Below are 25,889 nucleotides of genomic sequence, written 5' to 3' on the forward strand. Positions count from 1 at the left end.
TTCGATTGAAATGAATACAAGCAAATTTATGTATTTTGCCATTCCGGCTCTGGTATGAAAGTCAGTATAAATCAACGCGGAACGAGAAGGTAAGAAATATGAGCGCTAGCTTTAGTGCGCATTAACTATGAGATGCCGGCTAGCGCGTCCAGGTTTGATTAACTTTAGCGAAGTGTGTCGAAGATGCGTCGTTCCGCCATGGCGCTTGCCTGCTGAGCTGGAACGGATGTCGCGGATCAGCGCGCTTCTGCACCCGGAGCGATGCAGAGACCGGCGACGATCTCGTCGAGGTGCCTGAACAGGGAGGCCGGCCGCTGCGCCTGCAGCGCGTCGGGGTTGGTGAAGCCCCAGGCGACTGCGCCGAAGGCCATGCCGGCCTCGCGGGCGGCCTCGGCATCCCTGATTTCATCGCCGATGCAGATGCATTGCCGATGCGGGATGTGAGCCTCCTTCGCCAGCCGCCTGAACTTCGTCGCCTTGCCGTACAAACCCGCCCCGCAGGCATAATGCGCGATCAAGGCCGCGGTCTCGGGTCCCAGCGTGCGCCGGATATTGCGCTCGGAGTTGGAGCTCGCGATGGCGAGGACGTAGCCCTCCTGCTTCAGCCTGAGCAGCATGGCGTGAATGCCGTCGAAGAGTGGGATCTGCTCGCTGTCGCGGGCGGCGAGGCCGCGGATGTGGCGGGCGATGAAGGGCAGCTTCCAGCTCGCCACGCCGAGATGGGCAATGACCTGCCGCGCGCTCTGGCCTCTCAGCGTATCGACCTCATGCTCCGCGACGCGGCGAAAGCGGTAGCGGTCGGCGACGCCGTTCATCACCCCCACGAACCAGGGGTAGGTGTCGGCGAGGGTTCCGTCGAAGTCGAAGATGACGAGTCGATAGGCGGTGACCAAGGCGTCGCGGCGTCCCAGTGATACGGGCCACTGCTTTGGTCGTAGTCTGCGCGTCGCGCAAGAGCCGGCTATGCAGTTTGCCGCCGCGTGGCCCTGGATCACGTCGCATTCGGACGGAATCGTCCGAATGCGAAAATGTGATCGATTCCTGGAGTTGAGAGCATTGCTCTTCGGGCAGGAAGCCGCGCGTCTAGAGCTCGAGATTCTCGTCGAGCAGGTCCGCCGAGAGCGGGAAGCGGAATTCGGCGGCAAAACCGCCGTCGAAGCGGCGCACGATCTTGGCGGGCGTCGAGCCGATCTTCACCGGCATGCCCATGGGCAAATCGAGATCGGTCGAGAATGCGGTGCCCGATAGCGAGATGTCGATGATGCGCACGACATGCTCGATGCCATCCTCCATCGTCAGGACCGAGCGCGGATTGCGCGGCACGATGCGCTCGTGGCGGCGATCTTCGGGCAGGCCCAATTCGTCGCGGTTGGCGAGCCAGGTGAGCTGGGCGGTGAATTTCTCGCGTTTGCGGCTGGTCGCGGTGATGGTCATCGCGAAGCCCTCCATCGTGGTGCGTACGGCGACGCCTTCGATGCGACCGAGATGTTCCAGATAGACGATGACGCGATCACCCGGCGCTGCCTTGGCAGGCGCGGCGAGATGCAGGCCTCCGGGCGAGATGTCGACGGATTGGCAGGGGTATTCCATGCGGTTGGGCAGCATGTAGCGGCCCAGCAGAACGACCTTCATACGATAGTGCCGCCTGCGCTCAGCAGCACGGGAGACCGTACGGGGCGTTTGCAATGCGCTCAACATCAATGACCAGCCTGATTTCAGCTGATCCTAGTCGCGCTTGGGTTAACGCTTGGTTAGGCTTTCAGAGTCTTCCGCCGGGAAGGACCATCAATTTTGGCGGCCCGGCGCGCATCGGCGGCTCCGGGGCACGCTGGGACGAAACGGGCGGCCAGAGCATGCGCAGCGAGATCATGCGCATCGCGGCCAATGTGTCGAGGCCGAGCCAGGTCGGCGTGACCGCCGGCGACAGCGCGCCGAGCACGCGCGCATGAGTCCGGCCGCGATAGCGCAGTGGCAGCAGCAAAAGTTCAAGATAGACCGGCGCGCCGGTCTTCGTCTCGCCGGAGAGTCCGGCGACGGCGCCTGCCGTCTCGTCCATCACGGTCTGGACGAGGCGGCGCATCTCGCCTTGCGATTCGACATCGGGCCACAGCGCGGTGAAGGCGCGACCGCGCAGTTCATTGCCGATGAGGGCGCAGAGCCGCGTCCCCGCCAGCCGGAAAACCGGGCCGATCGGCTCGTTTTCCAGCACGAAGGTATCAGCCAGCGCATGTCGCAGCGCGCCGGGTTCGATCTCGCCACGTTCGGGGGCGGCGCGGTCGCCGCGCAACGCGTCCCAATATTCGTGGACCAGTCGGGTGCTCGTATTCTTCATTGCGCGTCCAATGCTGCCTGTCGTCCCTCTCCGGCACGGCTTGCGTGCCGCGATGGGCCACAAGCGTCAGGAGGAAGGACAATCGGGTCCTCACGGGAATCGAGGACGCAGTCGGCATGCCGTCTTGCCATGCCGGGGGCGGGGCGGCCTGCGCAGGGGTCGGTTAAGGTTAATGAAAGCTTAGGATTGTGGATAACTCGTTAGAATGTATCATAAATTTTAGAGGTTCCGCGGGGGCGGAGGGGAAGTGACCCCGGCGCAGGTCTTAACGGCCCGCGCCGGTCGCAGCCTGGAGGAGGGAGAGCCGCGAGGCTCTCCCTTTTTTCTGTCTCCGGGCGTTCGCGTTTGAGCAGGCTTGCGTCGGCCTGTTCCATCGGCAAGGGTTGGCCTGCATGTCGGACACATCCTCCGGTCCTGGCGCTCCTTCCGGGCGCGAGCCGATCCTGAACCTTCCCGCCGTCATTATCTGGCTGGTGGCGCTGCTGGCGCTGATCCAGGCCGGGCGCGGCCTGCTGTCCGACTATGACGACTACATGGTGATGTCCTGGTTCGCCTTCGTGCCGGCGCGATTGACCATCTGGTTTGCGCCCGAGCGGCTGGAGGAGGTGCTGAGCGCGCTGGCGCAGTCGCTGCAGGGGCAGGATCTCGCCGACCGGCTCGGCCTCGCCCGGCTGCTCCTGGCCGATGGCGGCCCCAGGCTCTGGACGCTGCTCAGCTATGGTCTGCTGCACGGCTCCTGGGTGCATCTGATCTCGAACGTCGTCTGGCTCGCGGCTTTCGGCAGCCCGGTCGCGCGCCGACTCGGTACGGGGCGCTTCCTCAATCTGATGGGCCTGTCGACCATCGGCGGCGCGCTGCTGCATTGGTGGTCGCGCGATCTCGACGTGCTGCCGCTGGTGGGCGCCTCGGCCGGCGTCGCGGGCGCTACCGCGGCGGCCGCGCGCTTCGTCTTCGCGCCTGGCTTGCGCTTTGGTGCGCTCGGAGATGATGCGGTCGTCAAGGCAATTCCCGCTGAGCGCATCGGCCAGATCTGGCGCAATTCGCGGGCGCTCCTGTTCATCGGGATCTGGTTCGTCACCAACATCCTGTTCGGTTCCGGGCTCGTACCGATCTTCGGCGAGGAGACCAGCATCGCCTGGGAGGCCCATATCGGCGGCTTCCTCGTCGGCCTGTTGCTATTTCCGCTTCTGGACAAGGGCGCGGTCAAAACCTAACGCGGCAGGGCTTTGGTTCTGCATCGGCTTGTCCCGAAAACCGGTTCCCACTTTTCGGGCCGATGCTTGAAGGCCAGAGGAGCCTTGCCTGCGCCCCGGTCTTCCCTCACACTCACGTCATTGCGAAGGACCTGGAACTGCCTTCTTGGCGAGTCGATCCGTCAGCGGCCGGACTCCAGTCCCGCTGAACGCGTGCCGGTCAACGGCGCCACCTGAAAAAGGAGGATCGTTTCCATGAACGTCGCTCAACTTCTCGGTGACAAGGGCCATGATGTGATCTCGGTGCTACCGCACCGCACATTGGCCGAAGCCGTGCGTACCCTCAGCGAAAAGCGCATCGGCGCAGTGGTGGTGACGGGCGCGGACGGCGCACTCGTCGGCATCCTGTCGGAGCGCGACATCATCCGCGCGCTCGGCGCGAACGGTGCGGCGGCGCTGGATATGCCGGTCTCGCGGGCGATGACCGCCAAGGTCGTGACCTGCCGGCCACAGACCAGCATGGACGAATTGATGGAGATGATGACGTCGGGCCGGTTCCGGCATGTCCCGATCGTCGACAACGGCAGGATTGCCGGCATCGTCTCGATTGGCGACGTCGTGAAGCACCGCGTCGCCGAGATCGAGGCGGAGAGCCGGGCGATGCGCGACTATATCGCGATGGCCTGAAGGCTAGAGCCGGATGATTTCAGGCGGGGTCACAAAGTGACTCCGTCTGAAATCTGAATCCGTCTCTCATCAAGGAGTTAGAGCAGGATTAGTGCGAAAAACCGGTTCCCACTTTTTCGCATCCTGCTCTAGGCTTCGGCCAGCTCAGTCGACGCTGACTGTACGGCTGCCGACCATGGCCTCGATCTCGTCCATGACGCGCTGGGTGGCCTGGCGGCCGAGTTCGAAGGCCTCGTCGGCGCGGTGGAAATCGAACAGCCCGATGCGGCCGAGCTTTGGGCCGATCATCACATCGGGCGGATCGCCGGCGAGGCGTGAGCGCGAGATCCGGTCCTGCGTGATATTGAAGGCGTCGATCATGACGCCGGCGAGCCCCGGCCGGTCGCTGCTGGGGCGGCCGACCATGCCGCGCACGCGCTTGGCCGCACCGGTGATGCCGCCGAACCAGCGCGATGTCGGCGGTGCATCGAGCTCAGGCTCGGGATCGGGTTCGGCCGCGTGGCTCTGGATGGTAGTGCCGCGCCCGGTAAGATCGCTGTTGAGATTGACGCAGATGACGACGTCGGCGCCCATCGCGCGCGCGGCCGAAACCGGCACCGGGTTGACCAGCGCGCCGTCCATCAGCCAGCGCCCGCCGAGCTTCACGGGGTCGAAGACACCGGGCAGGGCGTAGGAGGCGCGTAGCGCCTCGACCAGCGGGCCATGCGTCAGCCAGATCTCGTGGCCGGAGCCGAGTTCGGTCGCAATCGCGACGAAACGCACCGGCAGTGCCTCGATGCGGGTGTTGGTGAGGTCGCGCTCCAGGAGTCGCTTGAGCCGCCCGCCGGCGATGAGACCGGCTCCGCCGATATGGAAATCCATCAGCCCGACGACGCGGCGCTTGGTCAGGCTGATCGCGAAATCCGACAGCTCCGTGAGCTTGCCGGCGGCAAAACAGCCGCCGACGACGGCGCCGATCGAGGTTCCCGCGATCACGTCGGGACGATAGCCGGCTTCCGTCAGCGCCTGAATCACGCCGATATGGGCCCAGCCGCGCGCCGCTCCGCCACCGAGCGCAAGCCCGATCCGGGGCCTGCCGCGTCGCGGCGGCGCCTCGATGGTCATGTCGTTCATCGTGGCTCCACCTCCGCCTAACCCAAAGGCATGCTTGGCGATGTCATCCCACAACATGGACCCGATCCTCCGCGGGAGGAGCAGAGTCGCAGGCGAGGGTGAGGGAATCGTGAATCAGGCAGGCCGATCCTTGCGAATACCGGTGGCTTTTGTCGAAAACATGAAGGTTTGGTGAAAGGATCGCCAACGCCGTGGCGCATCCTGCGGGCCCCCGTTCAGGCGAATGCGAGAGCAGGATGCGAAGAGCGGGAACCGGTTTTTTCGCAGTCATCCTGCTCTCATTCTTAGATCAAAGCAGGATTCAGATGTCAGATGGCTCCAGCGGCCGGAAGCCGGTATTCGGCTCGGCGTCGCGACCCAGTGGCTGGCGCCTGTAGAAACAGGAATGCCGCCCGGTATGGCAGCAGCCGCCATCGCCGGCGACGTTGACCTTGAGCCAGACCGCGTCCTGGTCGCAATCGACGCGCATCTCGACGATCGTCTGAATCTGCCCCGAAGTCGCGCCTTTATGCCAGAGTTCCTTGCGCGAGCGCGACCAATACCAGGCCTCGCCGGTCTCGATGCTGCGCTGCAAGGCCTCGGCGTTCATATGCGCGACCATCAGCAACTCGCCCGTCGCCGCGTCTGTCGTGACGCAGGTGACGAGGCCGTTTGCGTCGAAGCGGGGGCTGAGCGCATCGCCCTCCTCGAGGGCTTGCTTGTCCGTGGCTACCGGGAAGAGGCTCATGGGGGCTCCGGAAGGGCAAAGGGCGCGTCGACTTGACGCGCCCTTGTAGGGATGCAGGCAACCGCTGCCAATCGGCCTTCTGCCCGGGGCTATAGACCGGGCGACTTGACCATGGTGAAGAAGCGGACCTGCTCGGCGGGGTCCTTGAAGACGCCGCTATATTGCGTCGTCATGGTCGAGGAGCCCTGCTTCTGCACGCCGCGCATCGACATGCACATGTGCTCGGCCTCGATCAGCACGGCCACGCCGCGGGGCTTCAGCACCTTGTCGATGACCTGAGCGATCTGCGCTGTCATCGTCTCCTGCGTCTGCAGGCGGCGCGCATAGACGTCGACGATACGGGCGAGCTTGGACAGCCCGACCACGCCCTTGGACGGGTAGTAGCCGATATGCGCCTTGCCGACGAAGGGCACCATGTGGTGCTCGCAATGCGAATAAAACGGGATGTCGCGCACCAGGACCATGTCCTTATAGCCCTCGACCTCCTCGAAGACGCGTTCGAGAACCTCGTGCGCATCCTCGTGATAGCCCTTGTAGAATTCCCTATAGGCCTTGGTGACGCGGCGCGGCGTATCGGTGAGGCCTTCGCGCGAGGGATCGTCACCGGCCCAGAGGATCAGCGTGCGCACCGCTTCCTCGGCCTGTTCCTGCGTCGGCTTCTTGATCAGAAACTTGTCTGCAGAGGGGCTGAGCACCCGCTCGACGGACAAGGACTTAACCACAGGGTTCATGTGGTGCCTCCCGTTTACGATGACATGTCCCGCGGCGGGGCCGGCCAAAGACCGGTGCACGGGGCTGCGACAAGTTTCACTCCTGTGACAGGGTGCGCTTGCACGCACTCCCGCCCGCTGACGATCCACCCTATATTGGGTGGGCGCCCCGGTCACTCCAGACCCCGGTGGAGACCGAGATATGCTGAGCGACGTCTATAACAAGCGGATCCTCGAACTTGCCGGCAATATTCCGCTGCTGGAAAGGCTGCCGGCTCCCGATGCCACCGCCAAGGCGCATTCCAAGCTATGCGGCTCGACGGTGACAGTCGATGTCAGCATGGAGGGCGATGTCGTCACAGCCTTCGGCCATGAGGTGAAGGCCTGTGCGCTCGGACAGGCCTCGTCCTCGATCATGGCGCGTCATGTCGTGGGCTCGACGGCCGACGAACTGCGCCGCGTCCGCGAGCAGGCGCGGGCCATCCTGAAGGAGAATGCCGAGCCGCCGGACGGGAAATGGAGTGATCTGTCCGTGCTCGTGCCGGTGCGTGACTACAAGGCGCGCCACGCCTCGACCATGCTGACCTTCGATGCGGTGGTGGACGCGATCGGCCAGATCGAAGCGCGGCGGCAGCAGGCAGCCGAATAAGCTTTCATGTCCGGCGCGTTTTCTTCACGCGAACCGGTCCCCACTTCGCATGAAGGCGCTTCAAGTCAGGCCGAACGCCTTCCTGATCTCGGGGCGCGTCTCGTCGAAGCGGGTGCGGAAGGCACGCTCGGCCAGGAGCGCCTTGGCGATGGCGCGCCCGGCCTTGTCGCCAGCGGTGAGATCGGAGGGATAATGGAAGCCGCAGACGAGGCGGCTCTCGTCATAGCTCTTGACCCGCTCCTCGAATTTCGCGGCGAGCTCGGGCGCGGCCTCGGACAGCAATTCGGCGTAGAGCGCCGCGGTGGCGGCATGGCCGGAAGGAAAGGAAGTGCCGTCGGGACGGCCGCCGGGGCAGGGCTTGATCCTGACCTTGTTCCAGACGGTGAAGGGCCTTTGCCGGCTGGTCAGGCGACGGACGCTGAGGAGCACGATGCTGGCCTCGACCTGCGCCTCCTTGAACAGGAGCCGCATCTCGCGATGCGTCGCGTCGACATAGCTCTGGTCGATGCCGTCGAGGAAGCGGTTGAGGGTCTGGTACTGATCGGCGATCGCGGCCTTCTCGCGCTCGGGTGTCCGGGTCGAGGAGATTTGCAACACGCGGTCGAACTCGGCCTTGTTCTCGGGCGAGTTCTGGGCCGGCGGCAGGCCAATGATCTTGGCGAGGTCGATCTTTCCCGGTTCGAGCCAGATCAGATAGGAACGCTGCTGGGCGGCAGCGGGCATGGCAAGACCAAGCCCCAGGGACAGGCCGAGGCCGGCGATGGCGTAACGAAAGCGCTGAGCGTGATTCATGTGTCGTCGTTTTGAGAAAAGCGGACCAAGTGACGGACTACCGGAAACAGTCGACGGAGCCAAATTCGCACGAGCCTACTGAACAAAGGCTTTCAGCCGGCCGGTCGTCCGCCGCCCGGATGGTCGCGCGCGCGCCGCGCCGTGTCGCGCATGGGCTGATCCGGGGCTACCAGCTTAGCCTGTCCTTGCTGGTCGGGCGGCATTGCCGGCACTGGCCAAGCTGTTCGGCCTATACCGACGAGGCGATCCAGCGCCACGGGCTGTGGTGTGGTGGCTGGATCGGCTTTGCCCGGATCTGCCGCTGCAATCCTTACGGTACCAGCGGCATCGATCTCGTCTGCGAGGAATTGCCGCCCGACGCGGCCTGGTACCGGCCATGGCGCTATGGCCGCTGGCGCGGCGTCAACGATCCGGGGCCTTGATGGGAGCGGCAGTGGGAGCCGTCTTGGCGGCGGCGGGATCTGCGACCATCTTCTCTTCGAGCCAGTGCCGCACCCGCAGCAGGCCATCGCAATTGCGCCGGACATAGGTCTGCCGGTCGAGATATTCCTGAACCGGCTTCGACAGCCACCAGCTCATCGAGACCTGCTTGAGCGCCGATGTCGCTCCGCTCACATCCTTGGCGGCGCGCTCGAAGCATTCGTGCTTGAGCGGGCTCTGCGAGATGGAGCGGAAGCCGCTCACGCCCTCGACCTGCGGCATCGCGCCCTTGGCATCGACCTTCGGCTCGCCATAGACGAGGAAATCGACGAAATTCTCGGCGCGAACCGTGCCTCGCAGCGCCGCGAGCGCATAGGCGCCTCGCGCCTCGCGGGTGGCAAGCACGGTGTCGAGCGGCGTGGTGAGGAGCGCCAACCATGAATCCTTGCGCAGTAAGGGATGCTTGTCGCGTTCCGGATCGGCGATCTGGTCGATCGGCTCGTTGGCGATATGGAGCACGACGGGGGTGAGGCCGGCATTGCGTAGCGCGATCGCGATCTCATTGGCGGTCGTTGCGCCGTCATTCTCGAAATAACCGCCATCGACGACGCGCAGGCCCGTCAGGCAATCCGGCGAGAAGTGCCCGGCGGGAGAGACGATCGGGAAGCGGGCGCTGAGCAGCGCCGCGCTCGCGACGGTCAGGTCATGTCCGTTGAAACGTGCGACGGGGCAGGCCGGCGCAGGGTCGGCAGGTTGGGATCGGAGGAATTGATCGACCTCGAAGGCATCGACAAAGAGGTGTCCGGTGCCGAGCTCCCCGTTGAGCTGACTGGCGAGAACGCGCTTGCCGCTGTCCTGCGAGGTGGCGTTGAGCAGCAAGAGCGGCAGCCAGGATTTGCCGTCTCGTTTGGCTCGGCCGAGTTCGCTGAAGGGGCCGCCGAGCCCGGCATCCGTTGCGGCTGCTCCCTGCGGATCGTTCAGGGCCGCCCGATAGGCGTCGATCCAAGTTTGTTCGAGGATCGCGGCACGGTCGAGGAAATAGCCGCGGCGCCATAGCCGACCGATCAATGGTTCCAGCGCCAGGAAGGGCTCGCTCGTCACCAAGGCGAGGACGGTCTTGGACAGGAAGTCGCCGCTCGCCAGGGTTTGCAGGCAGTCGCGCCAGCTCTCGGGGTTGGGCGTCTTGAAATATTGATACGGTTCCTTGACGCGGCAGGGCGGGGCGGGGCGTTGCTGCGGGCCGGTGATAGCGTCGTTCATCGCCGCCAGTGCCTGCACGGCGCCGAGCGAGCCTCCCGACACCCCCGAGATCGCGAAGATGCGCTGGCCGAGAAGCGGGGTGGTCGCGCCCGGCGGCTCGCAGTCGCGTCCAGGTTCGAGGCAAGGATTGTCGATGAGCTCACCGAGCACGGTGGCGGCGAAGAATGCGGCGCGCGAGGCTCCGCCGGCGATCGTCACCAGGATGGGGCGCGGGCAGGCATCCGGGCCGCGGCAGTTTGCGTTCTTCCAGGCCGCGACCGCGGTATCGAAGCCCATCCCGGCACGCGGTTCGGCCTCGGCGCGCATCACCCGGTTCGAATGACCCCAATGGTTTGCCGCGAAGAGCCACAGCGCGAGGATTAGCAGCGTGAAGGGGAAGCGCGTGCGCTGGCTGAGCGTGCCGATCTTGGAGAACAGCGGAATCCAGGCGCCGAGCAGGATCGGGACGAGATAGACGCCGGAAACGGCCTGTACGACGCTGCCGCCCCAGATCGCCGCGAGTGCGAGAAAGAGGAGGCCCAGCCCGAGCCAGGCATTGGCATGGAGATGGACAGCGCGCCGTTCCAAGGCGTCGCTGGGCGGGTGCCCGGCGACGCGAAACCCCGGATGCATCTCGCCCTGCTGGATCTCGCCGAGATTGCGCCGCCACAGAAGGGCGTGCATGGCGATGCCGCAAGCCAGAGCCAGATAGAAGCCGAGCGAGCCGCTGCGAATGATAGCGGCCGATTTGGAGAGCGAGCCGCCTGTCGCGCTCGGCAGGTCGGTCAAGGCGAGGTGATAACCCCAGGCGACGAGCACGAAGGTGGACAAAGCGAGCAGATAGGGCAGGGCGATGACGATCCAGCGGAAGCGCCGATCATAGATCTCCATATCGAGGGCGGTGAGCTTGCGCGCCGGGCCGATCAGCCAGGCGTTGCTGCCGAGCAGATCCTCGGCGGAGGCCTGTACCATCGCGCTCCAGGCTAGGACGTGGATGATGAAATAGAAGAACCAGCGCAGGAACATCTCGAAATTGCGGGAATAATCCGCACCTTCGGCGATGGCCGAGCCGCTGAAGACGAGGAACAGATCGCGCGCCTGCGGCACCCGTGTCAGCAGCAGGAAGCCGAGCGCGACGCCGATCACGGCCACCCGGCAGGCATAGATGACGCGCAGCAGATCACCGACCCAGGTGAAGGGCCACGGGCCGACATCGCGTAGGATCGGGGCTTGAGGCTCGACCATGATGGGGACCGTGATCGCGGCAGGCGAGTGACGCTAGGTTAACATCTGCAGGGTTGCAAGGGGCGGTTGCAAGAGGGGCTCGCCAATGGCGCGTCGCGTGCATTGCGGACGCCGGGTTCATTGTATAGGCAGGCGGCGCGATGGTCCGGCTTGGAACGGCATCGCGCGGCCGTCCCCTCCGGCGGGTCCGCAGCCCATCTTCGCTTACGGGGTTCGTATCCCCGAGTGAGCAGGAGTCCGATCGATGACGATTTCCCTGACATTTCCTGATGGCGCCAAGCGCGAATTTCCTTCCGGCATCACCGGAAAGGCGATCGCCGGTGGCATTTCTCCCTCCCTGCTGAAGCGCACTGTCGCGATGGCGCTCGATGGCGTGGTCGTCGATCTCGGCGACCCGATCGAGAAGGACTCGAAGATCGAGTTCCTGACCCGCGAGGATCCGCGCGCGCTCGAGCTCATCCGCCATGACTGCGCCCACGTCCTGGCAGAGGCCGTGCAGGCGCTCTATCCCGGCACGCAGGTGACGATCGGCCCGGTGATCGAGGGCGGCTTCTTCTACGATTTCGCCCGCAACGAACCCTTCACGCCGGAGGATTTCGAACCGATCGAGAAGAAGATGCGCGAGATCATCGCGCGCGACGCTTCCTTCACCAAGGAAGAGTGGAGCCGCGACAAGGCCAAGGCCTTCTTCAAGGAGAAGGGCGAGGCCTACAAGGTCGAGCTGGTCGATGCGATTCCGGCTGACCAGACGCTGAAGATGTACGCGCAAGGCGACTGGATCGACCTCTGCCGCGGCCCGCACATGACCTCGGTCGGCAAGGTCGGCAATGCCTTCAAGCTGATGAAGGTCGCCGGCGCCTATTGGCGCGGCGACAGCAACAACGCCATGCTGACGCGCATCTACGGCACCGCCTTCGCCAAGCAGGAGGAGCTCGACGCCCATCTCAAGCAGATCGAGGAGGCGGAGAAGCGCGACCACCGCAAGCTCGGCCGCGAGATGAACCTGTTCCACTTCCAGGAGGAGGGGCCGGGCGTCGTCTTCTGGCACTCCAAGGGCTGGCGGCTGTTCCAGGAAATCCTGACCTATATGCGCCGGCGGCTTGCTGCCGACTATGAAGAGGTCAACGCGCCGCAGATCCTCGACAAGTCGCTCTGGGAGACGTCTGGCCATTGGGGCTGGTACCAGGACAACATGTTCGCGGTGAAATCGGCGAGCGCGTTCGAGAACCCCAACGACCCGACGCGCGACCAGAAGGTCTTCGCGCTGAAGCCGATGAACTGCCCGGGCCATGTCCAGATCTTCAAGCATGGGCTGAAGAGCTATCGCGATCTGCCGATCCGGCTTGCCGAATTCGGGGCGGTGCATCGCTATGAGCCGTCGGGCGCCTTGCACGGGCTGATGCGCGTGCGCGGCTTCACCCAGGACGACGCGCATATCTTCTGCTCGGAAGACCACCTCGCGGCGGAGTGCCTGAAAATCAACGAGCTGATCCTCTCGGTTTATGCCGATTTCGGCTTCACCGACGATCTCGTCATCAAGCTCTCGACGCGGCCCGACAAGCGCGTCGGGACGGATGCGATGTGGGACCATGCCGAGGACGTGATGAACCGCGTTCTGGTGGAGATCGCGGCGCAGTCCGGCAACCGGATCAAGACCGAGATCAATCCTGGCGAGGGCGCTTTCTACGGGCCGAAATTCGAATATGTCCTGCGCGACGCCATCGGCCGCGACTGGCAATGCGGCACCACGCAGGTCGACTTCAACCTGCCGGAGCGCTTCGGGGCCTTCTATATCGGCTCCGATGGCGAGAAGAAGACGCCGAGCATGGTCCACCGCGCCATTTGCGGCTCGCTGGAGCGCTTCGCCGGTATCCTGATCGAGCATCATGCCGGGCATTTCCCGCTCTGGCTCGCGCCCGAGCAGATTCTCGTCTGCCCGATCACCTCGGAGGCCGATGCCTATGCCGAGCAGGTCACGATCGCCTGCATGAATGCGGGCCTCAGGGCGCGCGCCGATCTTCGCAACGAGAAGATCAGCTACAAGGTGCGCGAGCATTCGCTGGCCAAGGTCCCGGTGATCCTGGCAGTCGGCAAGCGTGAGGCGGAGGAGAAGACCGTGACGATCCGCCGTCTCGGCAGCCAGGCGCAAAACGTGATGACGCTCGACGCGATGCTGGAGGCGCTGACCGACGAGGCGACGCCGCCGGACCTGAAGCGGCTCAAGGCTCAGAGGGCCGCCGCCTAATCAAGGAAGCCGCCTCTCAGCCCTCAGGATGAGGGCTGAGAGGCGGGATGACGGTTGGTCGGCTCTCGCCAAGGTGAAAACCGCATGCCAGATTGCCGGCCATGTTGACTGGCTCCTATCGCAAACGACTCGATGCCGATCTGATCCGTTGGGTCGGAGAGGGACTTCTCCCGGCCGAGAGCGCGACCTCCATCCGCCAATCGCTTGCCCGCGAGGGTGGCTTCAAGCTGCCGGCGCTGCTTGGCATGTTCGGCGGGCTCCTGATCGCTTCCAGCGTCGTGGCCTTTGTGGCGGCGAACTGGGAGGAGATGCCGCGGCTGGTGAAGCTCGGCATGATCCTGGTCAGCCTCGCGGCCGCGCTCGGCATTAGTGCAAGGCTGCAGGCGGGCGGCTCGACGCTGGGCGCCGATGCGGCCTCGACCTGCGGCACGCTGATCTTCGGCGCCGGCATCGCGCTGATCGGCCAGATGTACCATCTTCCGGCCGATTGGCCCGCGGGTGCATCCCTGGTCGCGATCGGGGCGCTGCTCGTCGCGCTGCTGCTGCGTTCCAACGGCGCGCTGATCATCGCCTTCGTCGCGATGGCGGCGTGGAGTTGCGGACGTTGGGAGGAGAGTCGCGGCGCGCTGCACCTGCCCTTCTTCCTGCTCTATCTGCCGGCGCTCTGGCTTGCCTTCGGCCGTACAAATCGCTTCGTCCACCATGCTGCCGTGCTGGCGCTGGCGCTGTGGCTCGCGCTGTTGCCGGGCGACTGGCTCTATGGCCGCTTCGACTATGGCCTGCTCGCCTATGCGCTCGGGCTCGCGGCCGTCTATGTCGTGCTCGGGGCAGTCGCGCTCGATCGCGGCGGGCCGGCGCTGCTGACCTGCTGCCTGCCCTGGGGGCTGCTCGCCTTGATGGCCGTGCTCAGCGTCGAGCTGATCCGCATTCTCGACGCGTCTGAGTCGCGGGCCGGCAGCGCGGTCTGGTTGAACTATCTCGCCTATGGTCTTGCCGTTCCGGCGATCGCGGCGCTTCTGGCGCTGGCGCGCGAGAGGCGCTTTGCCCTGCCGCTGGCAACCGCGCTGCTGACCGCGCTGATCGTGCCGCTGGTGTTCTGGAGCGGGCGCGTCGTCGGGCTGCCGGGCAAGGCCGTCGTCGCGGGGCTGATCCTCGTCGCCGCGATCGGCTTCGTGGTCGCCGGCGTCTCGGGTGGGGTCCGGCGGATCATGCTGGCAGGCTCGGCCCTGTTCGGCCTCGCCATCCTGATCCTGCTCGGCCAGACCATCGGCACGCTGCTCGACCAGTCCGTGTTCTTCCTGGTCGCGGGCGGCTTGCTGCTCGCCCTGGCGGGCGGCGCACGCAAGCTGTTCGCGCGGCTGAGTCCCCCGGCGGAGGCGCGCTGATGCGTATCGCAAGCGCCGACCGCCTCATTGCCCGCGTGCCGCTGCTCTGGCGCGCGCTTCTGGCCATTCTCGCTCTGTGCGGCGTGCTGCTTGCGCTCGTCGAGAGCCGCGCCACCATCCTGCGCTCTGGAACCGAGGTTCGGCTGCGGACGGTGCCGGTCGATCCGCGCGACCTGTTCCGCGGCGACTATGTCGTGCTCGGCTACGAGATCAGCACGCTCGACCCGGCAAAGCTCGGCGGCGAGAGCGACTTCCGGCGCGGCGAGACCGTCCATGTCCGGCTTGCGCCGGGGCCGGACGGTTTTGCGCGCGCCGTCGCCCTCTCCAGAAGCCGGCCGGCGAGCACGGCGGCGGAGCCGGTGATTGCAGGGCGCGTCGTCGGCACCAATGCCTGCGGGACCAATGACAGCGGCGCTACTGATTGCTCGCAGGAGCGGCGCGGTTTGCGCGTTGCCTATGGGCTCGAAAGCTATTTCGTGCCGCAAGGCTCGGGTCTGGCGATCGAACGCACCGAGCGCCAGCGCATCGAGGTCGTGGCGGCGGTGTCGCCCTCCGGCGAAGCCGCGATCAAGCGCCTGCTGATCGACGGCAAGCTCGTCCACGCCGAGCCGCCTTACTGAGCCGACTGCTGCGCTCAGCCTGCGGCGAGCGCTCGTAATCCTCCAGTCCCGTTCCGGCCACACCGCTGACACGCGGATGTGATCTCGTGTTTGGTGACCCGTGGAGGCTTTGTCTTTATATGAACACGAGATGAACACCATGAGCAGGTAACGTTCATGTTGCGGCGGGGGAGCCAACCTCTGCCGTCAATGGCCTGGAGGAGCATCAGGTGTCGCAAGCGTTGATCTTCGGGCGCTTTCTGGCCTTTGGGCGGCACGCCGCGACCGCAGGGCTGCAGCCTGGGCGCGATGCGCGCATCGACATCATCCGCGGCCTGGCGCTGCTGGTCATCTTCATCAACCACATGCCCGGTAACGTCCTTGCGGGCTACACGCCGCATAATTTCGGCTTCTCGGATGCGGCCGACGCCTTCGTGCTGTTGGCAGGCGTCTCGGCCGCCCTGGCCTATGGGCCGTTGATCGACCGGCATGGGCTAACCTTCGGCACCCGCAGGATCGCGCGGCGGCTGCGGACGCTCTACATCGCCCATATCGCGGTTTTCCTGATCGTCTGCGGCGTCGTCGCGGCGGCGGTCACGCGCACGCAAAACCCGCTCTATATCGAGACGATCAACATCCAGCCCTTTTTCAGCGACACGCCGACGGCCTTGCTCCACGCGCTGACGCTGCAATATCAGCCGAACTATCTCGATATCCTGCCGCTCTATATCGCGCTCTTGGCGCTGTTCCCGCTGATCCATCTCGGCGTCCGCCTCAGCCCGGCCCTGACGCTCATTCTTTCGGCCGGGCTCTGGCAGGGTGCGGTCTTCCTCGAGCTGAACCTGCCCAATACGGGCTCCGCCGGCTGGTTCTTCAACCCCTTTGCCTGGCAGTTCCTCTTCACCATGGGCGTGGTGATCGGCCGGAGCCGGCAGCTCGGCTTGGTGGCCCCGCATCTGAGGCCGCTGGATGTCGCGGCGGCGGGCTATCTCGTCTTCGCCGTGATCGTCAAAACCGCTTCGGGCAACCCGTTCGGTATCGCCGCGATGAATGATTGGATCGATACCGTGCAGCTCGGAATGGACAAGACCAATCTCGGCTGGGAGCGCGTGCTCCATGTCGCGGCGCTGGCCTGGCTGGTGATCCGCTTCGTGCCGGTCGGCTCCGCCATGCTGAGCTCGTCTGCTGCCCGCCTTCTCGCCGGGCTCGGCCGGCACTCGCTCGAAGTCTTCTGCGCCGGCATCGTGCTCGCAATCATCGGCCAGGTCATCCTGGCGGAAACCGCCTTCGCTCTGGGCGTTCAGTTGCTGGTTTGCGCCATCGGCGTTACGATGTTGATCGGATTAGGGGTTTTCCTCTCTTGGCATCATTCGGCATCGTCTCGCAATGCGCCCGCCAAACCGTCCCTCACGCTCGGCGCGTCGGGGCCGCAACGCTGATAGCGTTGCTGTTCGCCGGTCCGACCCTCGCCGGGCCGATGCCGGCGGGCACGATCACCGATTTGCGTTGCCGGCACGGCGCGGCGCAGCAGTCGTTCCTGCCGGAGCTGCCGGCGGCCAGGAAGGTGCTGCAGGAGACCGGCTCGGTGACGATCGTCGCGCTCGGCTCGTCGGCGACGGCGGGTTCCGGCGCCAGCGCCACCGATAAGAGCTACCCCGCGGTGCTGGAAGCGGAGCTGAAGCGGCGCCTTCCCAATGCCGAGGTCAAGGTCATCAACAAGGGCGTCGGCGGCCAGTCGGCCTACGACATGCTGTTGCGCATGGATGCCGACGTGATCGAGGAGAAGCCCTCGATCGTCATCTGGCAGACGGTGGTCAACGACGTGGTCCGCGATGTCGGCGAGGAGAAGCTCGCCAAGATCCTGCGCAAGGGCATCAGGAAGGTCCACGAGGCCGGCATCGACATGGTCGTGATGGACCTGCAATGGCTGCCGCGCGAGGACCGCTATCCGAAATATGAGGATTACCGCGCCGTCCTGGCCAAGACCGCGCTGGAACACGCGGTCTCGATCTTTCCGCGCTATGCAATGATGCGGAATTGGGCGAGGTCGAAGCAGTTCTCCTCGGAGGAGCTGGTCGGCATGGACGGCCTGCACATGGTCGATTCCAGCTATCGCTGCCTGGCGATCCGCATGGCCGACGGCCTCGTCAGCGGATTGACCGGGGAGAAGTCCGACTTCCCGGACAAGCCTCGTTCGACCAATTGATCTTAGCGCGAGAGCACTTCGATATCGCGGTCGAGGCCCGTCTCCACCTTGAAGTCGCGCGAATGGACCTGGCCTTCCTGCCTGGCGATCAGCACATAATCGCCTTCCGCCAGGACGACCTGCGGAAAGGCGCCGATCGCTTCGCGGATGACGTCGCCGCCGGGTGTCAGCACGCTGAAGGCGGTGCCGGCGAAAGCCTCGCCGCCGGGCGATGCGACCAGCTTCAGCGTCACCCGAGCGGCGCGGTGGTGCAAGGTGGCGTCCGTGACTTTACCCGACTCGACCTTCACGTCGGCGCGCTGGATCGCGTTCGAATCGCCATAGGTCGAAACGACGTGATAGGTGCCCTCCGGCAAGCGGATGAGTTCGCCGGCTTTGGCGTTGGAGACGACGAGGCGCCCTTCCGAATTACCCTGGAGCGGGACGAAGACCGAGAAGTTGAGCTGGTTTGCGGCAATCGGATTGTCGCCGATCGAGCCCGCCAGCGACAATCCGCCGGCACTGATCGAGACCTGGTCGCGCAGGCCCTGTGGGCCGAGCGTGATGCGCTTGGTGCCGCTGGCGAAACCATAGGCGGCGTGCAGCAGATAGGTGCCGGGTTCGAGCATGAAGACGGGCTGGGCATCGTTCGAGCGCGCGACGATGCGCGGCGGCGAACCGTCGGCAGTCTCGCTCAGGACGCGCCAGACCAGGCCGGAGCGGATCGGCTTGCGGTCGCCGGAGAATTGCGCGCCGAGCGTCAGCGAAGCAGGGGCCGTGGCGACGCCGACACCGGTATCGCCGGGCGCGAACGGAGCGATCTGCGGCGATTGCGCGAAGGCAGGGTTCGCGGACAAGGCCAACGTCAGAGCGAGCATGCGCCCGGCCAGCCGCGCGCTTGTCTGGAACCCCTCGAATTGAAACATGCTCATGGCCCTCGGCACCCCTGCATGCGTGTCTGAGCAGGTTTGCTTGTCCTCATCATGGCGAACCACTAGTTCAGGAGACCTCGCGCTGCCGGCTCTCCGTTCCGGTGGCCTCAACTCGCGCCCGGATGCTTCATGACCGATACGCTCGCCCTGCTCAAGCTGCGCCGCTCGGTGCCGCCGCAATTCCTGACCGCGCCCGGGCCCGACGAGAGCCAGCTTGGCGATATCCTGACCATCGGCGCGCGCGTGCCCGACCATGGCAAACTCGCGCCGTGGCGCTTCATCGTCTTTTCCGGCGCGGGGCGCGACAAGGCGGCCGAGATCGTGGCGCAGGCCTTCAAGGCGAAGTATCCGGAGGCCGATGCCGATAAGGTCGCCTTCGAGCGCAACCGCCTGCTGCAGGCGCCGGTGATTGTCGCCGTCGTCTCCACCGCCAAGCCGCATGTGAAGATTCCGGAATGGGAGCAGGAGCTCTCGGCCGGCGCTGTCTGCATGAACATGCTGGTCGCTGCCCATGCGATGGGATTCGGCGCATCCTGGCTGACCAACTGGTTCTCGTTCGACCGCGCCGTGCTGACCGCGCTCGGGCTCGGCACTGACGAGCGCATCGCCGGCTTCATCCATATCGGCACGCCAACCGCAGCGCCGGCCGATCGCGAGCGGCCGGTACTCACCGACATCGTCAGCCATTATGGGGCATGATGCGTCATGATCTATTCGACCGCGTTGCAGGATCACGGGCTGCCGCATGATCCGTTCAAGGCGATCGTCACTCCGCGGCCGATCGGCTGGATCACGGCGCTGAACGCCAAGGGCGAGGTCAATCTCTCGCCCTACAGCTTCTTCAACGCGGTCTCGTCACGACCGCACATCGTGATGTTCGGCTCCGAAGACAAGAAGGACGCCGTTTCCTTCGTCGAGGAGACCGGCGAATTCACCTGCTCGCTCGTCACCAAGGCGTTGGCGCAGCAGATGAACCTGACCTCGGCGCCGCTGCCGGCGGGCCAGAGCGAATACGCCCATGCCGGGCTGGAGATGGCCACTTCCAGATTCGTCAAACCGCCGCGTGTGGCCGGCAGCCCGGCAGCACTGGAATGCAAGCTGCTTTCGGTGCAGCAGCTCGTCGACCTCGATGGCAAGCTGGTCCCGCGCTGGATGGTGCTGGGGCAGGTCGTCGGCATCTTCATGGACGACGCCTATGTCCGCGATGGCCGCTTCGACACGGCTGCCGCCAACCCGATCGCGCGTTGCGGCTATGCCGATTATGCTGAGGTCGACCACCTGTTCTCGATCATCCGCCCGGCTGGCGGTTAGAGCAGGATACGAAAGAGCATTGTGCAAAAAAACTGGGCGCCAGTTTTTCGCGTAAGCAATGCTCTCAGTTTTTAGAATCGATTACGTCGCGTTCGGACGGAATCATCCGGAACCGACGTGATCCAAGGAGGGGCCTTGCCGCAGCCGAGCGAACCGGATGACGACTGGAAGACCACGGTGAACCTGCTCGGGATCATCGTTATCCTGCTCGTGCTCGGCGCCGGGGTCTGGCTGATCTTCGAGCTCGACCGCGCGCGCAAGGCGCAGGATTGCCTGTCCTCGACGATGCGGGCCTGCCGGCGCATCGAGACGCAGTGAGCGGAAGCGATCCCGGAATAAACTGAGTCATTGGAATCGCCTGTGGCGATTTATTCGATCAGTTCGAGAGCAGGCGGGCGGCTTCTCCTTGCGCCTGCATCCGCTTCACCGCCTTCTTGTCGAAGGAGACGAAGCTGTCGGCGCCGAGCCAACGCCCTTCATAGGCGATGACGCCATCAGCAAAGTCGCCGCCGGCCATCAACTGGCTCAAGCCGGCCTCCGCGGCTGGGCGGTTCACAATAACATTTGCGCTATCCAGCAGGCGCCCGATTGCTTCCGCGATATCGGCAGCCGGAATCTTGTAGCCTTGCGACAATACCCAAACCAGTTCGCACAGGGCCGGCAAGGCCAGCGCCACCAACTCCGCCTGAGCCAGCTCGCTCTGGGCGATCTTGCTTTGCAGCGCATCGTCGCCTGTCAGCGCCCGGACGAGAACATTGGTGTCGGCTGTGATCTTCATCTCTTGCTGGCCCAGCCCTGCGCGGCGATCTCATGCATCTCCTCGATCGACAGCGAAGGACCATTCTCACGCTTCAAAAGATCGAAGACATCCGAGATTGCGCCGGCGGGCCTGGCGGCTTTCACTGCGACCCGCCCATCGGGCAGCTTGTCCACGGTGAGCTTGTCGCCGGGATGCACGCCAAGATGCTGAAGCAGGTCCTTGCGCAAGGTAACCTGGCCTTTGGCGGTGACGGTGAGCGTGGCCATGGGGTACTCTCGCATTGATGGCTCTAATGTAAGGCCGAAATGCCTTACCGGCAAGGCCGCGCGCAACGCGTGGCGCCGCCTTCCTGGCCGCGACATTCCCGCGTCAGGCGGTGAGCCTGTCAGCGCGCGCCTTCAATCGCTGGGCTCTGACGAGATGGGGTCGGTCGAGCATTTCGCCGTCGAGCCCGATCACGCCGAGGCCGGGATTGGCGGCGAACAGCGCGATGATCGCCTCTGCCTTGGCGAGTTCAGCGGGGGCGGGCGAGAAGACCTCGTTGGCGGCGGCGACCTGCGCCGGGTGGATCGCCATCTTGCCGGTGAAACCGTCGCGCCGCGCCGCGATGCACTCGGCGCGGAAGCCGGCATCGTCGCGGAAATTGGTAAAGACGGTGTCGATCGCATCGACCTGCGCGGCGGCGGCTGCAAACAAGGTGAGCGAACGGGCGAGGCGATACGGGTCGGCATAGGAGCCGTCGCTCAGGCGATTGGCTTCGGCCCCGAGATCGGCCGAGAGATCCTCCGCTCCCCAGGTCAGGCCGTTGAGGCGGTGGCTCGCGCCGGCATAGCTGCCCAGGCCGAAGATACCCTTGCCGGTCTCGGTGGCGATCGGGATGATCTTGGTCGCGCCGTCGGGCAGGTCGTTTTCTGCCTCGCGCACCGCGATGCGGGCAGCGAGATGGCCGACATCGATGCCACCCTCGGATTTGGGCAGCATGATCGCGTCGGGCGCGCCTTGCATCACGACGTCGAGATCGGCCTGGGTCAGCCCGGTCGACAGCGCGTTGACCCGCACGATCAGGCGCGGGCGCCTGGGCAAAGCGTGGGCGGCTTTCAGGAAGGCCAGTGTGATCTCGCGGGCCTGCGGCTTGGCTTCGAGCGCGACGGAATCCTCAAGGTCGAGGATCAGCGCGTCCGCGCCGCTCTCCAGACCCTTCTGCTGCTTCTTCGGGCTGTCGCCCGGCACGAACAGGAGTGAGCGCATAAGCTCAGACCGCGATCGTGGCGGGCGCGGGCCGCCGGCGCATGAAGGCCTGGCGGCGGCATTGCGCGACCAGCGTGCCGTCCTGCTTGTAGGCCTTGTGCTGGAACTCGACGATGCCGGCATCGGGCCGCGAGCGCGACTCGCGCTTGGCCACGATCTCCGTGGTGCAGTTGATGGTGTCACCCTCGAAGAGCGGGGCGGGGAAGGTCACGTCGGTCATGCCGAGATTGCCGATCGTGGTGCCGACCGTGGTGTCGTTGACCGAGATGCCGATCATCAGCCCGAGCGTGAAGAGCGAGTTCATCAGCGGCTTGCCCCATTCGGTCTCGGTCGCGCAGAAATGTGCATCGATATGAAGCGGTTGCGGGTTCAACGTCATGTTGGAGAACAGCATGTTGTCCATTTGCGTCACGGTCCGGGTCAGGCCGTGCTCGATGACCGAGCCGACATGGAAGTCCTCGAAATAGATCCCGCCGCGCTTGTGACGTTTGACCTCGGTCATCGACGCTTCTCCACGAGCTCGAATCGCACCGGTGAGCCGGCTCCGCGATTCCTCACTTTAACGGTTCGCTTACCATAATCGGTCCAGTCTCCACAGGCGCTCGGCGATATCGCGAGGGCACCTTGGCGGCAGGCTCGCGCCCGAGATACCCAATGTTCCTGTTCAGCACGCCGCAGACCAGCGAAGCTCCAGCCGCCAACCCGGTCGTCAACGCCATTCGCGAGGGCGCGCAGAAGACGGGTGCAGGCTTCGACTACCTCCTCAAGACGGCCCAGCGCGAATCGTCGCTGGAGCCCGACGCCAAGGCCAAGACCTCGAGCGCGACCGGGCTGTTCCAGTTCATCGAGCAGACCTGGTTGTCCATGGTCAAGCAGGAGGGGCCAAAGCAGGGGCTCTCGGGCTATGCCAGCGCCATCAGCGAAGGCAGCGACGGCCGCCTGACGGTGGCGGACCCCGCAGCGCGCGAAAAGATCTTGCAGCTCCGCAACGACCCCCAGGTCGCCGCCGTGATGGCCGGCGCGTTGACGCAGAAGAACAGCGACCAGCTCGCTTCGGTGCTCGGCCGGCAGCCGCAGGCCGGGGAGCTCTACATCGCCCATGTGCTCGGCGCGCGCGGTGCCTCCGACCTGATCAAGGCCGCCGCCAGCGACCCGACGCGCACTGCCGCCAAGGATTTCCCCGATGCCGCCGCGGCCAATCGCGGCCTGTTCTACGACAAGACCGGGCGGGCACGCTCGGTGCAGGAGGTTTATGGCGTGCTCTCGGCGAGCCATGCCAGCACGCAGCTCGCCGCCTCGACGGCTGCTGCCGCTGCGGCCTCTGGCACTGCGGCGGGGGCTGCGGGGCAGGGCGTCGACCAGCCCGCGCCGATCGCGGCTGCACTCGCGCCCGGGCGCGCCAAGGGACTGATCGGGCTGTTCTCGACTGAAGGCTCACGCGAGCCGGTCTCGAAAGCCGTCGCCAATCTCTGGACCACGCCCAGGATGGACGCCACGACGCGCCTGGCTTCGCTCGATCCGGCCGATCGTTATTTCCCGCGCCAGACCCAGACCCAGACGCAGACGCAGAGCGATACCGCGTCTGCTCCGGCAGCCGCGGCACAGGCTACGACCAATGCGCCGTCCGCGCCGGTGCGAGCGGTCAATGCTCCCTTGCCACCGTCGCGACCTGTCGAGCTGACGCAACCGGCGGCCGCCCAGGCCAAGCCCGTCTCCAGGCAAAGGCGCGCGCCGCTCGACCTGTCCTCCTTCATGCTTCCGCGAGCGCGCTCGTGATCGTCCGTCGCTTCCTGCTCTGGGCCCGCACGGCCAATGCCGAGGCGCGGGCTTCCGGCGCGGCGGCACTGGCTGGCGCCTATCTGCGCTCAGGCATGGCCGATGAGGACCGGCGCGAGGCTGAGACGGCGCTGATTTCGCTGGTCGACGATCCGTCGCCGCTGGTGCGGCGCGCCATCGCCGAGGAGATGGCTGCTTCGCCGCAGGCGCCGCGCACGCTGGTGCTGAGCCTGATCGCCGACCAGAGTGATGTCGCGGCCCTGATGCTCGCCCATTCGCCGGTGCTGACGGAGGCCGATCTGGTCGATGCGGCGGCGGTCGGCGACGATCTGGCCCAGCGTGCCATCGCGCTCAGACCCAATCTCGCAGCCTCCGTCGCTGCGGCGCTCGCCGAGGTCGGCGGAGATGAGGCGCTGGTGACGCTTGCCGGAAATCCGACGGCCGACATTCCCGATTTCTCGCTGGAACGCATGGTCGAGCGCGCTGGCGCCTGCGGGCCGTTGCGCGAGGCGCTGCTCGCCCGCGGCGACTTGCCGGGGGGCCTCAGGCAGGTCATCGCGACGATGGTGTCCGACACCTTGATGAGTTTCGTGACCGGTTGCGGCTGGCTGACGCCTGAGCGCAGCGCACGGCTCACCCGCGAGGCGACGGAGCGCGTTGCGGTTGCGCTTGCGGCGGGCGGTGAAGCCAGCGATGCGCCGGCGATCGCCGAGGTGCTGCGCGCCGATGGCAGGTTGACGCCGGGACTGATGCTGCGCTCGCTCCTGAGCGGCGAGCCGGCGCTGGCCGAGGCCGCTTTCGTCATGCTCTCGGAGTTGCCGCAGCCGCGTGTGGCGGCATTGCTGCGCGACCGGCGCGGCACGGGCCTCAAGGCGCTTTATCGCAAGGCCGGCTTGCCGCGCGCGCTGCAGCCTGCCTTCACCGCCGCGATCACCGCACTGAACCTGCGCGGCTTCGATGCGGGCGGCAATGGGCGCGGCATCGACCGGGTGATCCTGCGCGAGGTGCTGATCGCCTGCGAGACGCTGGAGGGGCCTGACACCGACGCGCTGATGGGGCTGCTGCGGCGGATGGATTCCGAAGCGGCGCGCGAGGAAGCCCGCACCATGGCCGATGCGCTTGCCGACGATGCGGCGCTGGCGCTGTTCGTCGAGGCAGATCCTGCGCTGCTGGTCGAACTCGAAATCGGCGATCTGCGCGACGCGGCTTGAGAGCTTGATCCGTGCGAGCTCTCGATCGATCCGGCGCTAGAATTCGCGATAAGCCTCTGTCGGGGTCTCGCAACGTGTCGCGAAAAGCCTGTCGCCGACGAAGTCGACGAAGACCCGGACCTTCGGCGAAAGGTTGCGGTTCGAAGGCCAGATCAGGCTGAACTGGCCGGGACCGTCGATCCGGTCGTCGAGCAGGGTCCGCAACGTGCCGTTCGCCAGCGGCTCGCGCGCCAGAAAATCCGGCATGCAGCCGATGCCGAGGCCGGCGATGGTGGCGCCGCGCAGCGCCTCCATATTGTTGCAGGTCAGGACCGTGCGCGTGCGCAGTTCCGGCTCTCCGGCAGGCAGGGTCAGCGGCCAGGGCTGAACCTTGCCGCTGTTGGGATAGCGGAAGCGGACACCGAGATGCCGGTCGAGATCGTGTGGGCATTCCGGTGTGCCGTGGCGTTCCAGATAGGCCGGCGCGGCGCAGAGCAGCATCTGGAAGGGGCGCAAGCTGCGCGCCATCAGGCGCGAATCCGGCAGGACGCCACTGCGGATCGCGACATCGACGCCCTCATCGATCAGCTCGACGATGCGGTCGTTGAAATCGAGATCGACCTCGATCTCGGGATAGCGCGTCATGAACTCAGGCAGCACCGGCAGCAGCAGATGATAGCTGACGATCGGCGTGCTGACGCGCAGCCGACCGCGCGGCGCCTCGATCGTGCGGGCGAGCATCGCGCGGGCGTCGTCGAGATCGTCGAGAATGCGCCGGCAGCGCTCGTGGAAGGCGCGTCCTTCCTCGGTCAGCCGCAGGCTGCGCGTCGAGCGCTGGAACAGCCGGATTGCGAGCTGCTGCTCGAGCTTGGTCACGGCCTTGCCGACAGCCGAAGCCGAAAGCCCGAGCACGCGGCCAGCCGCGACGAAGCTGCCAAGATCGGCCGTGCGGACGAAGGCCATCAGGCCGGTCAATGAATCCATGCTTGGCCCTCTTGGAACGTATGGTCATTCGAGCGTTCTGTTCCGCTGATATCGGATCAGATGGCTCTTTGGCTGCCATTACCTCGAGATTATCCTGTTTCGACCGGAAAGCGAGCCTCGGCCGCTGCAAGCCGGCCATCCCGCCGGACGCCGAACAGGACAATCAT

The 25,889-nt window shown here is 65.6% G+C and carries 28 protein-coding genes; 14 read left to right on the forward strand and 14 right to left on the reverse strand.

The features are described from left to right. Positions 1-236: 236 nt before the first annotated feature. The 3 genes from RMR04_RS10650 to RMR04_RS10660 all read right to left on the reverse strand — a co-directional run bounded on the left by RMR04_RS10650 (position 237) and on the right by RMR04_RS10660 (position 2,332). Positions 237-893, reverse strand: coding sequence for an HAD hydrolase-like protein (locus RMR04_RS10650; protein WP_311914636.1), 657 nt, complete (start codon positions 891-893; stop codon positions 237-239). A gap of 190 nt (positions 894-1,083) precedes the next feature. Beyond that, the gene (locus RMR04_RS10655; protein ID WP_410492227.1) at positions 1,084-1,698 is read right to left on the reverse strand and encodes a PilZ domain-containing protein; all 615 of its coding nucleotides are present in this window, start codon (positions 1,696-1,698) and stop codon (positions 1,084-1,086) included. A 61-nt stretch (positions 1,699-1,759) separates the two neighbouring features. Beyond that, positions 1,760-2,332, reverse strand: coding sequence for a PAS domain-containing protein (locus RMR04_RS10660; protein ID WP_311914638.1), 573 nt, complete (start codon positions 2,330-2,332; stop codon positions 1,760-1,762). Between the two features lie 392 nt (positions 2,333-2,724). Between RMR04_RS10660 and RMR04_RS10665 the strand changes: the two genes are divergently transcribed. Together RMR04_RS10665 and RMR04_RS10670 are read left to right on the forward strand one after the other, a co-directional pair. Beyond that, complete coding sequence (locus RMR04_RS10665) at positions 2,725-3,546, forward strand: rhomboid family intramembrane serine protease (RefSeq protein WP_311914639.1); 822 nt, start codon at positions 2,725-2,727, stop codon at positions 3,544-3,546. A 234-nt stretch (positions 3,547-3,780) separates the two neighbouring features. After that, positions 3,781-4,212 (forward strand): CBS domain-containing protein, encoded by a 432-nt coding sequence (locus tag RMR04_RS10670; protein WP_311914640.1) that lies wholly within the window; start codon positions 3,781-3,783, stop codon positions 4,210-4,212. A gap of 144 nt (positions 4,213-4,356) precedes the next feature. Here the strand turns inward: RMR04_RS10670 and RMR04_RS10675 are convergent, their stop codons facing one another. The 3 genes from RMR04_RS10675 to folE all read right to left on the reverse strand — a co-directional run bounded on the left by RMR04_RS10675 (position 4,357) and on the right by folE (position 6,783). Beyond that, on the reverse strand, positions 4,357-5,325 hold the full coding sequence (locus RMR04_RS10675) for a patatin-like phospholipase family protein (RefSeq protein WP_311914641.1): 969 nt from the start codon (positions 5,323-5,325) through the stop codon (positions 4,357-4,359). 301 nt (positions 5,326-5,626) lie between these two features. Beyond that, positions 5,627-6,052: a phosphoribosyl-AMP cyclohydrolase gene (gene hisI, locus RMR04_RS10680; RefSeq protein ID WP_311914642.1), complete on the reverse strand. Its 426-nt coding sequence runs from the start codon at positions 6,050-6,052 to the stop codon at positions 5,627-5,629. Positions 6,053-6,141: 89 nt separating this feature from the next. Beyond that, a complete protein-coding gene (folE, locus tag RMR04_RS10685; RefSeq protein WP_311914643.1) occupies positions 6,142-6,783 on the reverse strand; it encodes a GTP cyclohydrolase I FolE in 642 nt (213 codons plus the stop codon). A gap of 181 nt (positions 6,784-6,964) precedes the next feature. Between folE and RMR04_RS10690 the strand changes: the two genes are divergently transcribed. Beyond that, complete coding sequence (locus tag RMR04_RS10690) at positions 6,965-7,411, forward strand: iron-sulfur cluster assembly scaffold protein (protein WP_311914644.1); 447 nt, start codon at positions 6,965-6,967, stop codon at positions 7,409-7,411. A 60-nt stretch (positions 7,412-7,471) separates the two neighbouring features. Here RMR04_RS10690 and RMR04_RS10695 read toward each other — a convergent pair whose 3' ends face one another. Beyond that, positions 7,472-8,203, reverse strand: a complete 732-nt coding sequence (locus tag RMR04_RS10695) for a phosphatase PAP2 family protein (protein WP_311914645.1) — start codon at positions 8,201-8,203, stop codon at positions 7,472-7,474. Between the two features lie 119 nt (positions 8,204-8,322). On the opposite strand from RMR04_RS10695, the gene yidD reads away from it, so the two are divergent. After that, positions 8,323-8,625, forward strand: a complete 303-nt coding sequence (gene yidD / locus RMR04_RS10700) for a membrane protein insertion efficiency factor YidD (RefSeq protein ID WP_311914646.1) — start codon at positions 8,323-8,325, stop codon at positions 8,623-8,625. On the opposite strand, the gene RMR04_RS10705 is transcribed toward yidD, so the two are convergent. Continuing rightward, a complete protein-coding gene (locus RMR04_RS10705) occupies positions 8,606-11,107 on the reverse strand; it encodes a hypothetical protein (RefSeq protein ID WP_311914647.1) in 2,502 nt (833 codons plus the stop codon). The genes yidD and RMR04_RS10705 overlap by 20 nt on opposite strands. 244 nt (positions 11,108-11,351) lie before the next feature. Between RMR04_RS10705 and thrS the strand changes: the two genes are divergently transcribed. The 5 genes from thrS to RMR04_RS10730 all read left to right on the forward strand — a co-directional run bounded on the left by thrS (position 11,352) and on the right by RMR04_RS10730 (position 17,542). Then, positions 11,352-13,352, forward strand: a complete 2,001-nt coding sequence (gene thrS, locus RMR04_RS10710) for a threonine--tRNA ligase (protein WP_311914648.1) — start codon at positions 11,352-11,354, stop codon at positions 13,350-13,352. Between the two features lie 101 nt (positions 13,353-13,453). Then, entirely contained in the window at positions 13,454-14,737 is a 1,284-nt protein-coding gene (locus RMR04_RS10715; protein WP_311914649.1) for a DUF2157 domain-containing protein, read from the forward strand. Further along, a complete protein-coding gene (locus RMR04_RS10720; protein WP_311914650.1) occupies positions 14,737-15,357 on the forward strand; it encodes a GDYXXLXY domain-containing protein in 621 nt (206 codons plus the stop codon). The genes RMR04_RS10715 and RMR04_RS10720 overlap by 1 nt, the downstream gene beginning before the upstream one ends. A gap of 209 nt (positions 15,358-15,566) precedes the next feature. Beyond that, the gene (locus RMR04_RS10725) at positions 15,567-16,775 is read left to right on the forward strand and encodes an OpgC family protein (RefSeq protein ID WP_311914651.1); all 1,209 of its coding nucleotides are present in this window, start codon (positions 15,567-15,569) and stop codon (positions 16,773-16,775) included. Between the two features lie 5 nt (positions 16,776-16,780). After that, the gene (locus RMR04_RS10730) at positions 16,781-17,542 is read left to right on the forward strand and encodes an SGNH/GDSL hydrolase family protein (protein ID WP_311914652.1); all 762 of its coding nucleotides are present in this window, start codon (positions 16,781-16,783) and stop codon (positions 17,540-17,542) included. Positions 17,543-17,544: 2 nt separating this feature from the next. Here RMR04_RS10730 and RMR04_RS10735 read toward each other — a convergent pair whose 3' ends face one another. Beyond that, positions 17,545-18,399: a hypothetical protein gene (locus RMR04_RS10735; RefSeq protein WP_311915795.1), complete on the reverse strand. Its 855-nt coding sequence runs from the start codon at positions 18,397-18,399 to the stop codon at positions 17,545-17,547. Between the two features lie 183 nt (positions 18,400-18,582). Here RMR04_RS10735 and RMR04_RS10740 point away from each other — a divergent pair, with 183 nt between their 5' ends. From RMR04_RS10740 to RMR04_RS10750, 3 genes are all read left to right on the forward strand, one after another. Next, positions 18,583-19,152, forward strand: coding sequence for a nitroreductase family protein (locus RMR04_RS10740; protein WP_311914653.1), 570 nt, complete (start codon positions 18,583-18,585; stop codon positions 19,150-19,152). A gap of 6 nt (positions 19,153-19,158) precedes the next feature. After that, on the forward strand, positions 19,159-19,764 hold the full coding sequence (locus RMR04_RS10745; protein WP_311914654.1) for a flavin reductase family protein: 606 nt from the start codon (positions 19,159-19,161) through the stop codon (positions 19,762-19,764). Between the two features lie 135 nt (positions 19,765-19,899). Beyond that, positions 19,900-20,082: a hypothetical protein gene (locus tag RMR04_RS10750; protein WP_069692200.1), complete on the forward strand. Its 183-nt coding sequence runs from the start codon at positions 19,900-19,902 to the stop codon at positions 20,080-20,082. A 58-nt stretch (positions 20,083-20,140) separates the two neighbouring features. Here RMR04_RS10750 and RMR04_RS10755 read toward each other — a convergent pair whose 3' ends face one another. The 4 genes from RMR04_RS10755 to RMR04_RS10770 form a co-directional block, all read right to left on the reverse strand. Further along, positions 20,141-20,542 (reverse strand): type II toxin-antitoxin system VapC family toxin, encoded by a 402-nt coding sequence (locus RMR04_RS10755; RefSeq protein ID WP_311914655.1) that lies wholly within the window; start codon positions 20,540-20,542, stop codon positions 20,141-20,143. Next, positions 20,539-20,790 carry an AbrB/MazE/SpoVT family DNA-binding domain-containing protein gene (locus RMR04_RS10760; protein ID WP_311914656.1) on the reverse strand — a complete coding sequence of 84 codons (252 nt, stop codon included), beginning with the start codon at positions 20,788-20,790 and terminating at the stop codon, positions 20,539-20,541. The genes RMR04_RS10755 and RMR04_RS10760 overlap by 4 nt, the downstream gene beginning before the upstream one ends. Positions 20,791-20,893: 103 nt before the next feature. Further along, a complete protein-coding gene (locus RMR04_RS10765; protein ID WP_311914657.1) occupies positions 20,894-21,772 on the reverse strand; it encodes an HpcH/HpaI aldolase/citrate lyase family protein in 879 nt (292 codons plus the stop codon). Positions 21,773-21,776: 4 nt separating this feature from the next. After that, positions 21,777-22,274, reverse strand: a complete 498-nt coding sequence (locus RMR04_RS10770) for a MaoC family dehydratase (RefSeq protein WP_310156402.1) — start codon at positions 22,272-22,274, stop codon at positions 21,777-21,779. 152 nt (positions 22,275-22,426) lie between these two features. On the opposite strand from RMR04_RS10770, the gene RMR04_RS10775 reads away from it, so the two are divergent. Together RMR04_RS10775 and RMR04_RS10780 are read left to right on the forward strand one after the other, a co-directional pair. Beyond that, positions 22,427-23,548: a transglycosylase SLT domain-containing protein gene (locus RMR04_RS10775; RefSeq protein ID WP_311914658.1), complete on the forward strand. Its 1,122-nt coding sequence runs from the start codon at positions 22,427-22,429 to the stop codon at positions 23,546-23,548. After that, positions 23,545-24,759 carry a DUF2336 domain-containing protein gene (locus RMR04_RS10780; protein WP_311914659.1) on the forward strand — a complete coding sequence of 405 codons (1,215 nt, stop codon included), beginning with the start codon at positions 23,545-23,547 and terminating at the stop codon, positions 24,757-24,759. The genes RMR04_RS10775 and RMR04_RS10780 overlap by 4 nt, the downstream gene beginning before the upstream one ends. A gap of 36 nt (positions 24,760-24,795) precedes the next feature. Here the strand turns inward: RMR04_RS10780 and RMR04_RS10785 are convergent, their stop codons facing one another. Further along, the gene (locus RMR04_RS10785) at positions 24,796-25,722 is read right to left on the reverse strand and encodes a LysR family transcriptional regulator (protein ID WP_311914660.1); all 927 of its coding nucleotides are present in this window, start codon (positions 25,720-25,722) and stop codon (positions 24,796-24,798) included. Between the last annotated feature and the right edge of the window lie 167 nt (positions 25,723-25,889).

The sequence above is a fragment of the Bosea sp. 685 genome, assembly GCF_031884435.1.
In the GTDB taxonomy this organism is placed as follows: Bacteria; Pseudomonadota; Alphaproteobacteria; order Rhizobiales; family Beijerinckiaceae; genus Allobosea.

Coding starts and splice junctions, on each gene's coding strand:
- RMR04_RS10655 (WP_410492227.1), bottom strand. CDS start 1,698: ATGTTGAGCGCATTGCAAACGCCCCGTACGGTCTCCCGTGCTGCTGAG.
- RMR04_RS10660 (WP_311914638.1), bottom strand. CDS start 2,332: ATGAAGAATACGAGCACCCGACTGGTCCACGAATATTGGGACGCGTTG.
- RMR04_RS10665 (WP_311914639.1), top strand. CDS start 2,725: ATGTCGGACACATCCTCCGGTCCTGGCGCTCCTTCCGGGCGCGAGCCG.
- RMR04_RS10670 (WP_311914640.1), top strand. CDS start 3,781: ATGAACGTCGCTCAACTTCTCGGTGACAAGGGCCATGATGTGATCTCG.
- RMR04_RS10675 (WP_311914641.1), bottom strand. CDS start 5,325: ATGAACGACATGACCATCGAGGCGCCGCCGCGACGCGGCAGGCCCCGG.
- hisI (WP_311914642.1), bottom strand. CDS start 6,052: ATGAGCCTCTTCCCGGTAGCCACGGACAAGCAAGCCCTCGAGGAGGGC.
- folE (WP_311914643.1), bottom strand. CDS start 6,783: ATGAACCCTGTGGTTAAGTCCTTGTCCGTCGAGCGGGTGCTCAGCCCC.
- RMR04_RS10690 (WP_311914644.1), top strand. CDS start 6,965: ATGCTGAGCGACGTCTATAACAAGCGGATCCTCGAACTTGCCGGCAAT.
- RMR04_RS10695 (WP_311914645.1), bottom strand. CDS start 8,203: ATGAATCACGCTCAGCGCTTTCGTTACGCCATCGCCGGCCTCGGCCTG.
- yidD (WP_311914646.1), top strand. CDS start 8,323: ATGGTCGCGCGCGCGCCGCGCCGTGTCGCGCATGGGCTGATCCGGGGC.
- RMR04_RS10705 (WP_311914647.1), bottom strand. CDS start 11,107: ATGGTCGAGCCTCAAGCCCCGATCCTACGCGATGTCGGCCCGTGGCCC.
- thrS (WP_311914648.1), top strand. CDS start 11,352: ATGACGATTTCCCTGACATTTCCTGATGGCGCCAAGCGCGAATTTCCT.
- RMR04_RS10715 (WP_311914649.1), top strand. CDS start 13,454: ATGTTGACTGGCTCCTATCGCAAACGACTCGATGCCGATCTGATCCGT.
- RMR04_RS10720 (WP_311914650.1), top strand. CDS start 14,737: ATGCGTATCGCAAGCGCCGACCGCCTCATTGCCCGCGTGCCGCTGCTC.
- RMR04_RS10735 (WP_311915795.1), bottom strand. CDS start 18,399: ATGCTCGCTCTGACGTTGGCCTTGTCCGCGAACCCTGCCTTCGCGCAA.
- RMR04_RS10740 (WP_311914653.1), top strand. CDS start 18,583: ATGACCGATACGCTCGCCCTGCTCAAGCTGCGCCGCTCGGTGCCGCCG.
- RMR04_RS10745 (WP_311914654.1), top strand. CDS start 19,159: ATGATCTATTCGACCGCGTTGCAGGATCACGGGCTGCCGCATGATCCG.
- RMR04_RS10755 (WP_311914655.1), bottom strand. CDS start 20,542: ATGAAGATCACAGCCGACACCAATGTTCTCGTCCGGGCGCTGACAGGC.
- RMR04_RS10760 (WP_311914656.1), bottom strand. CDS start 20,790: ATGGCCACGCTCACCGTCACCGCCAAAGGCCAGGTTACCTTGCGCAAG.
- RMR04_RS10765 (WP_311914657.1), bottom strand. CDS start 21,772: ATGCGCTCACTCCTGTTCGTGCCGGGCGACAGCCCGAAGAAGCAGCAG.
- RMR04_RS10770 (WP_310156402.1), bottom strand. CDS start 22,274: ATGACCGAGGTCAAACGTCACAAGCGCGGCGGGATCTATTTCGAGGAC.
- RMR04_RS10775 (WP_311914658.1), top strand. CDS start 22,427: ATGTTCCTGTTCAGCACGCCGCAGACCAGCGAAGCTCCAGCCGCCAAC.
- RMR04_RS10785 (WP_311914660.1), bottom strand. CDS start 25,722: ATGGATTCATTGACCGGCCTGATGGCCTTCGTCCGCACGGCCGATCTT.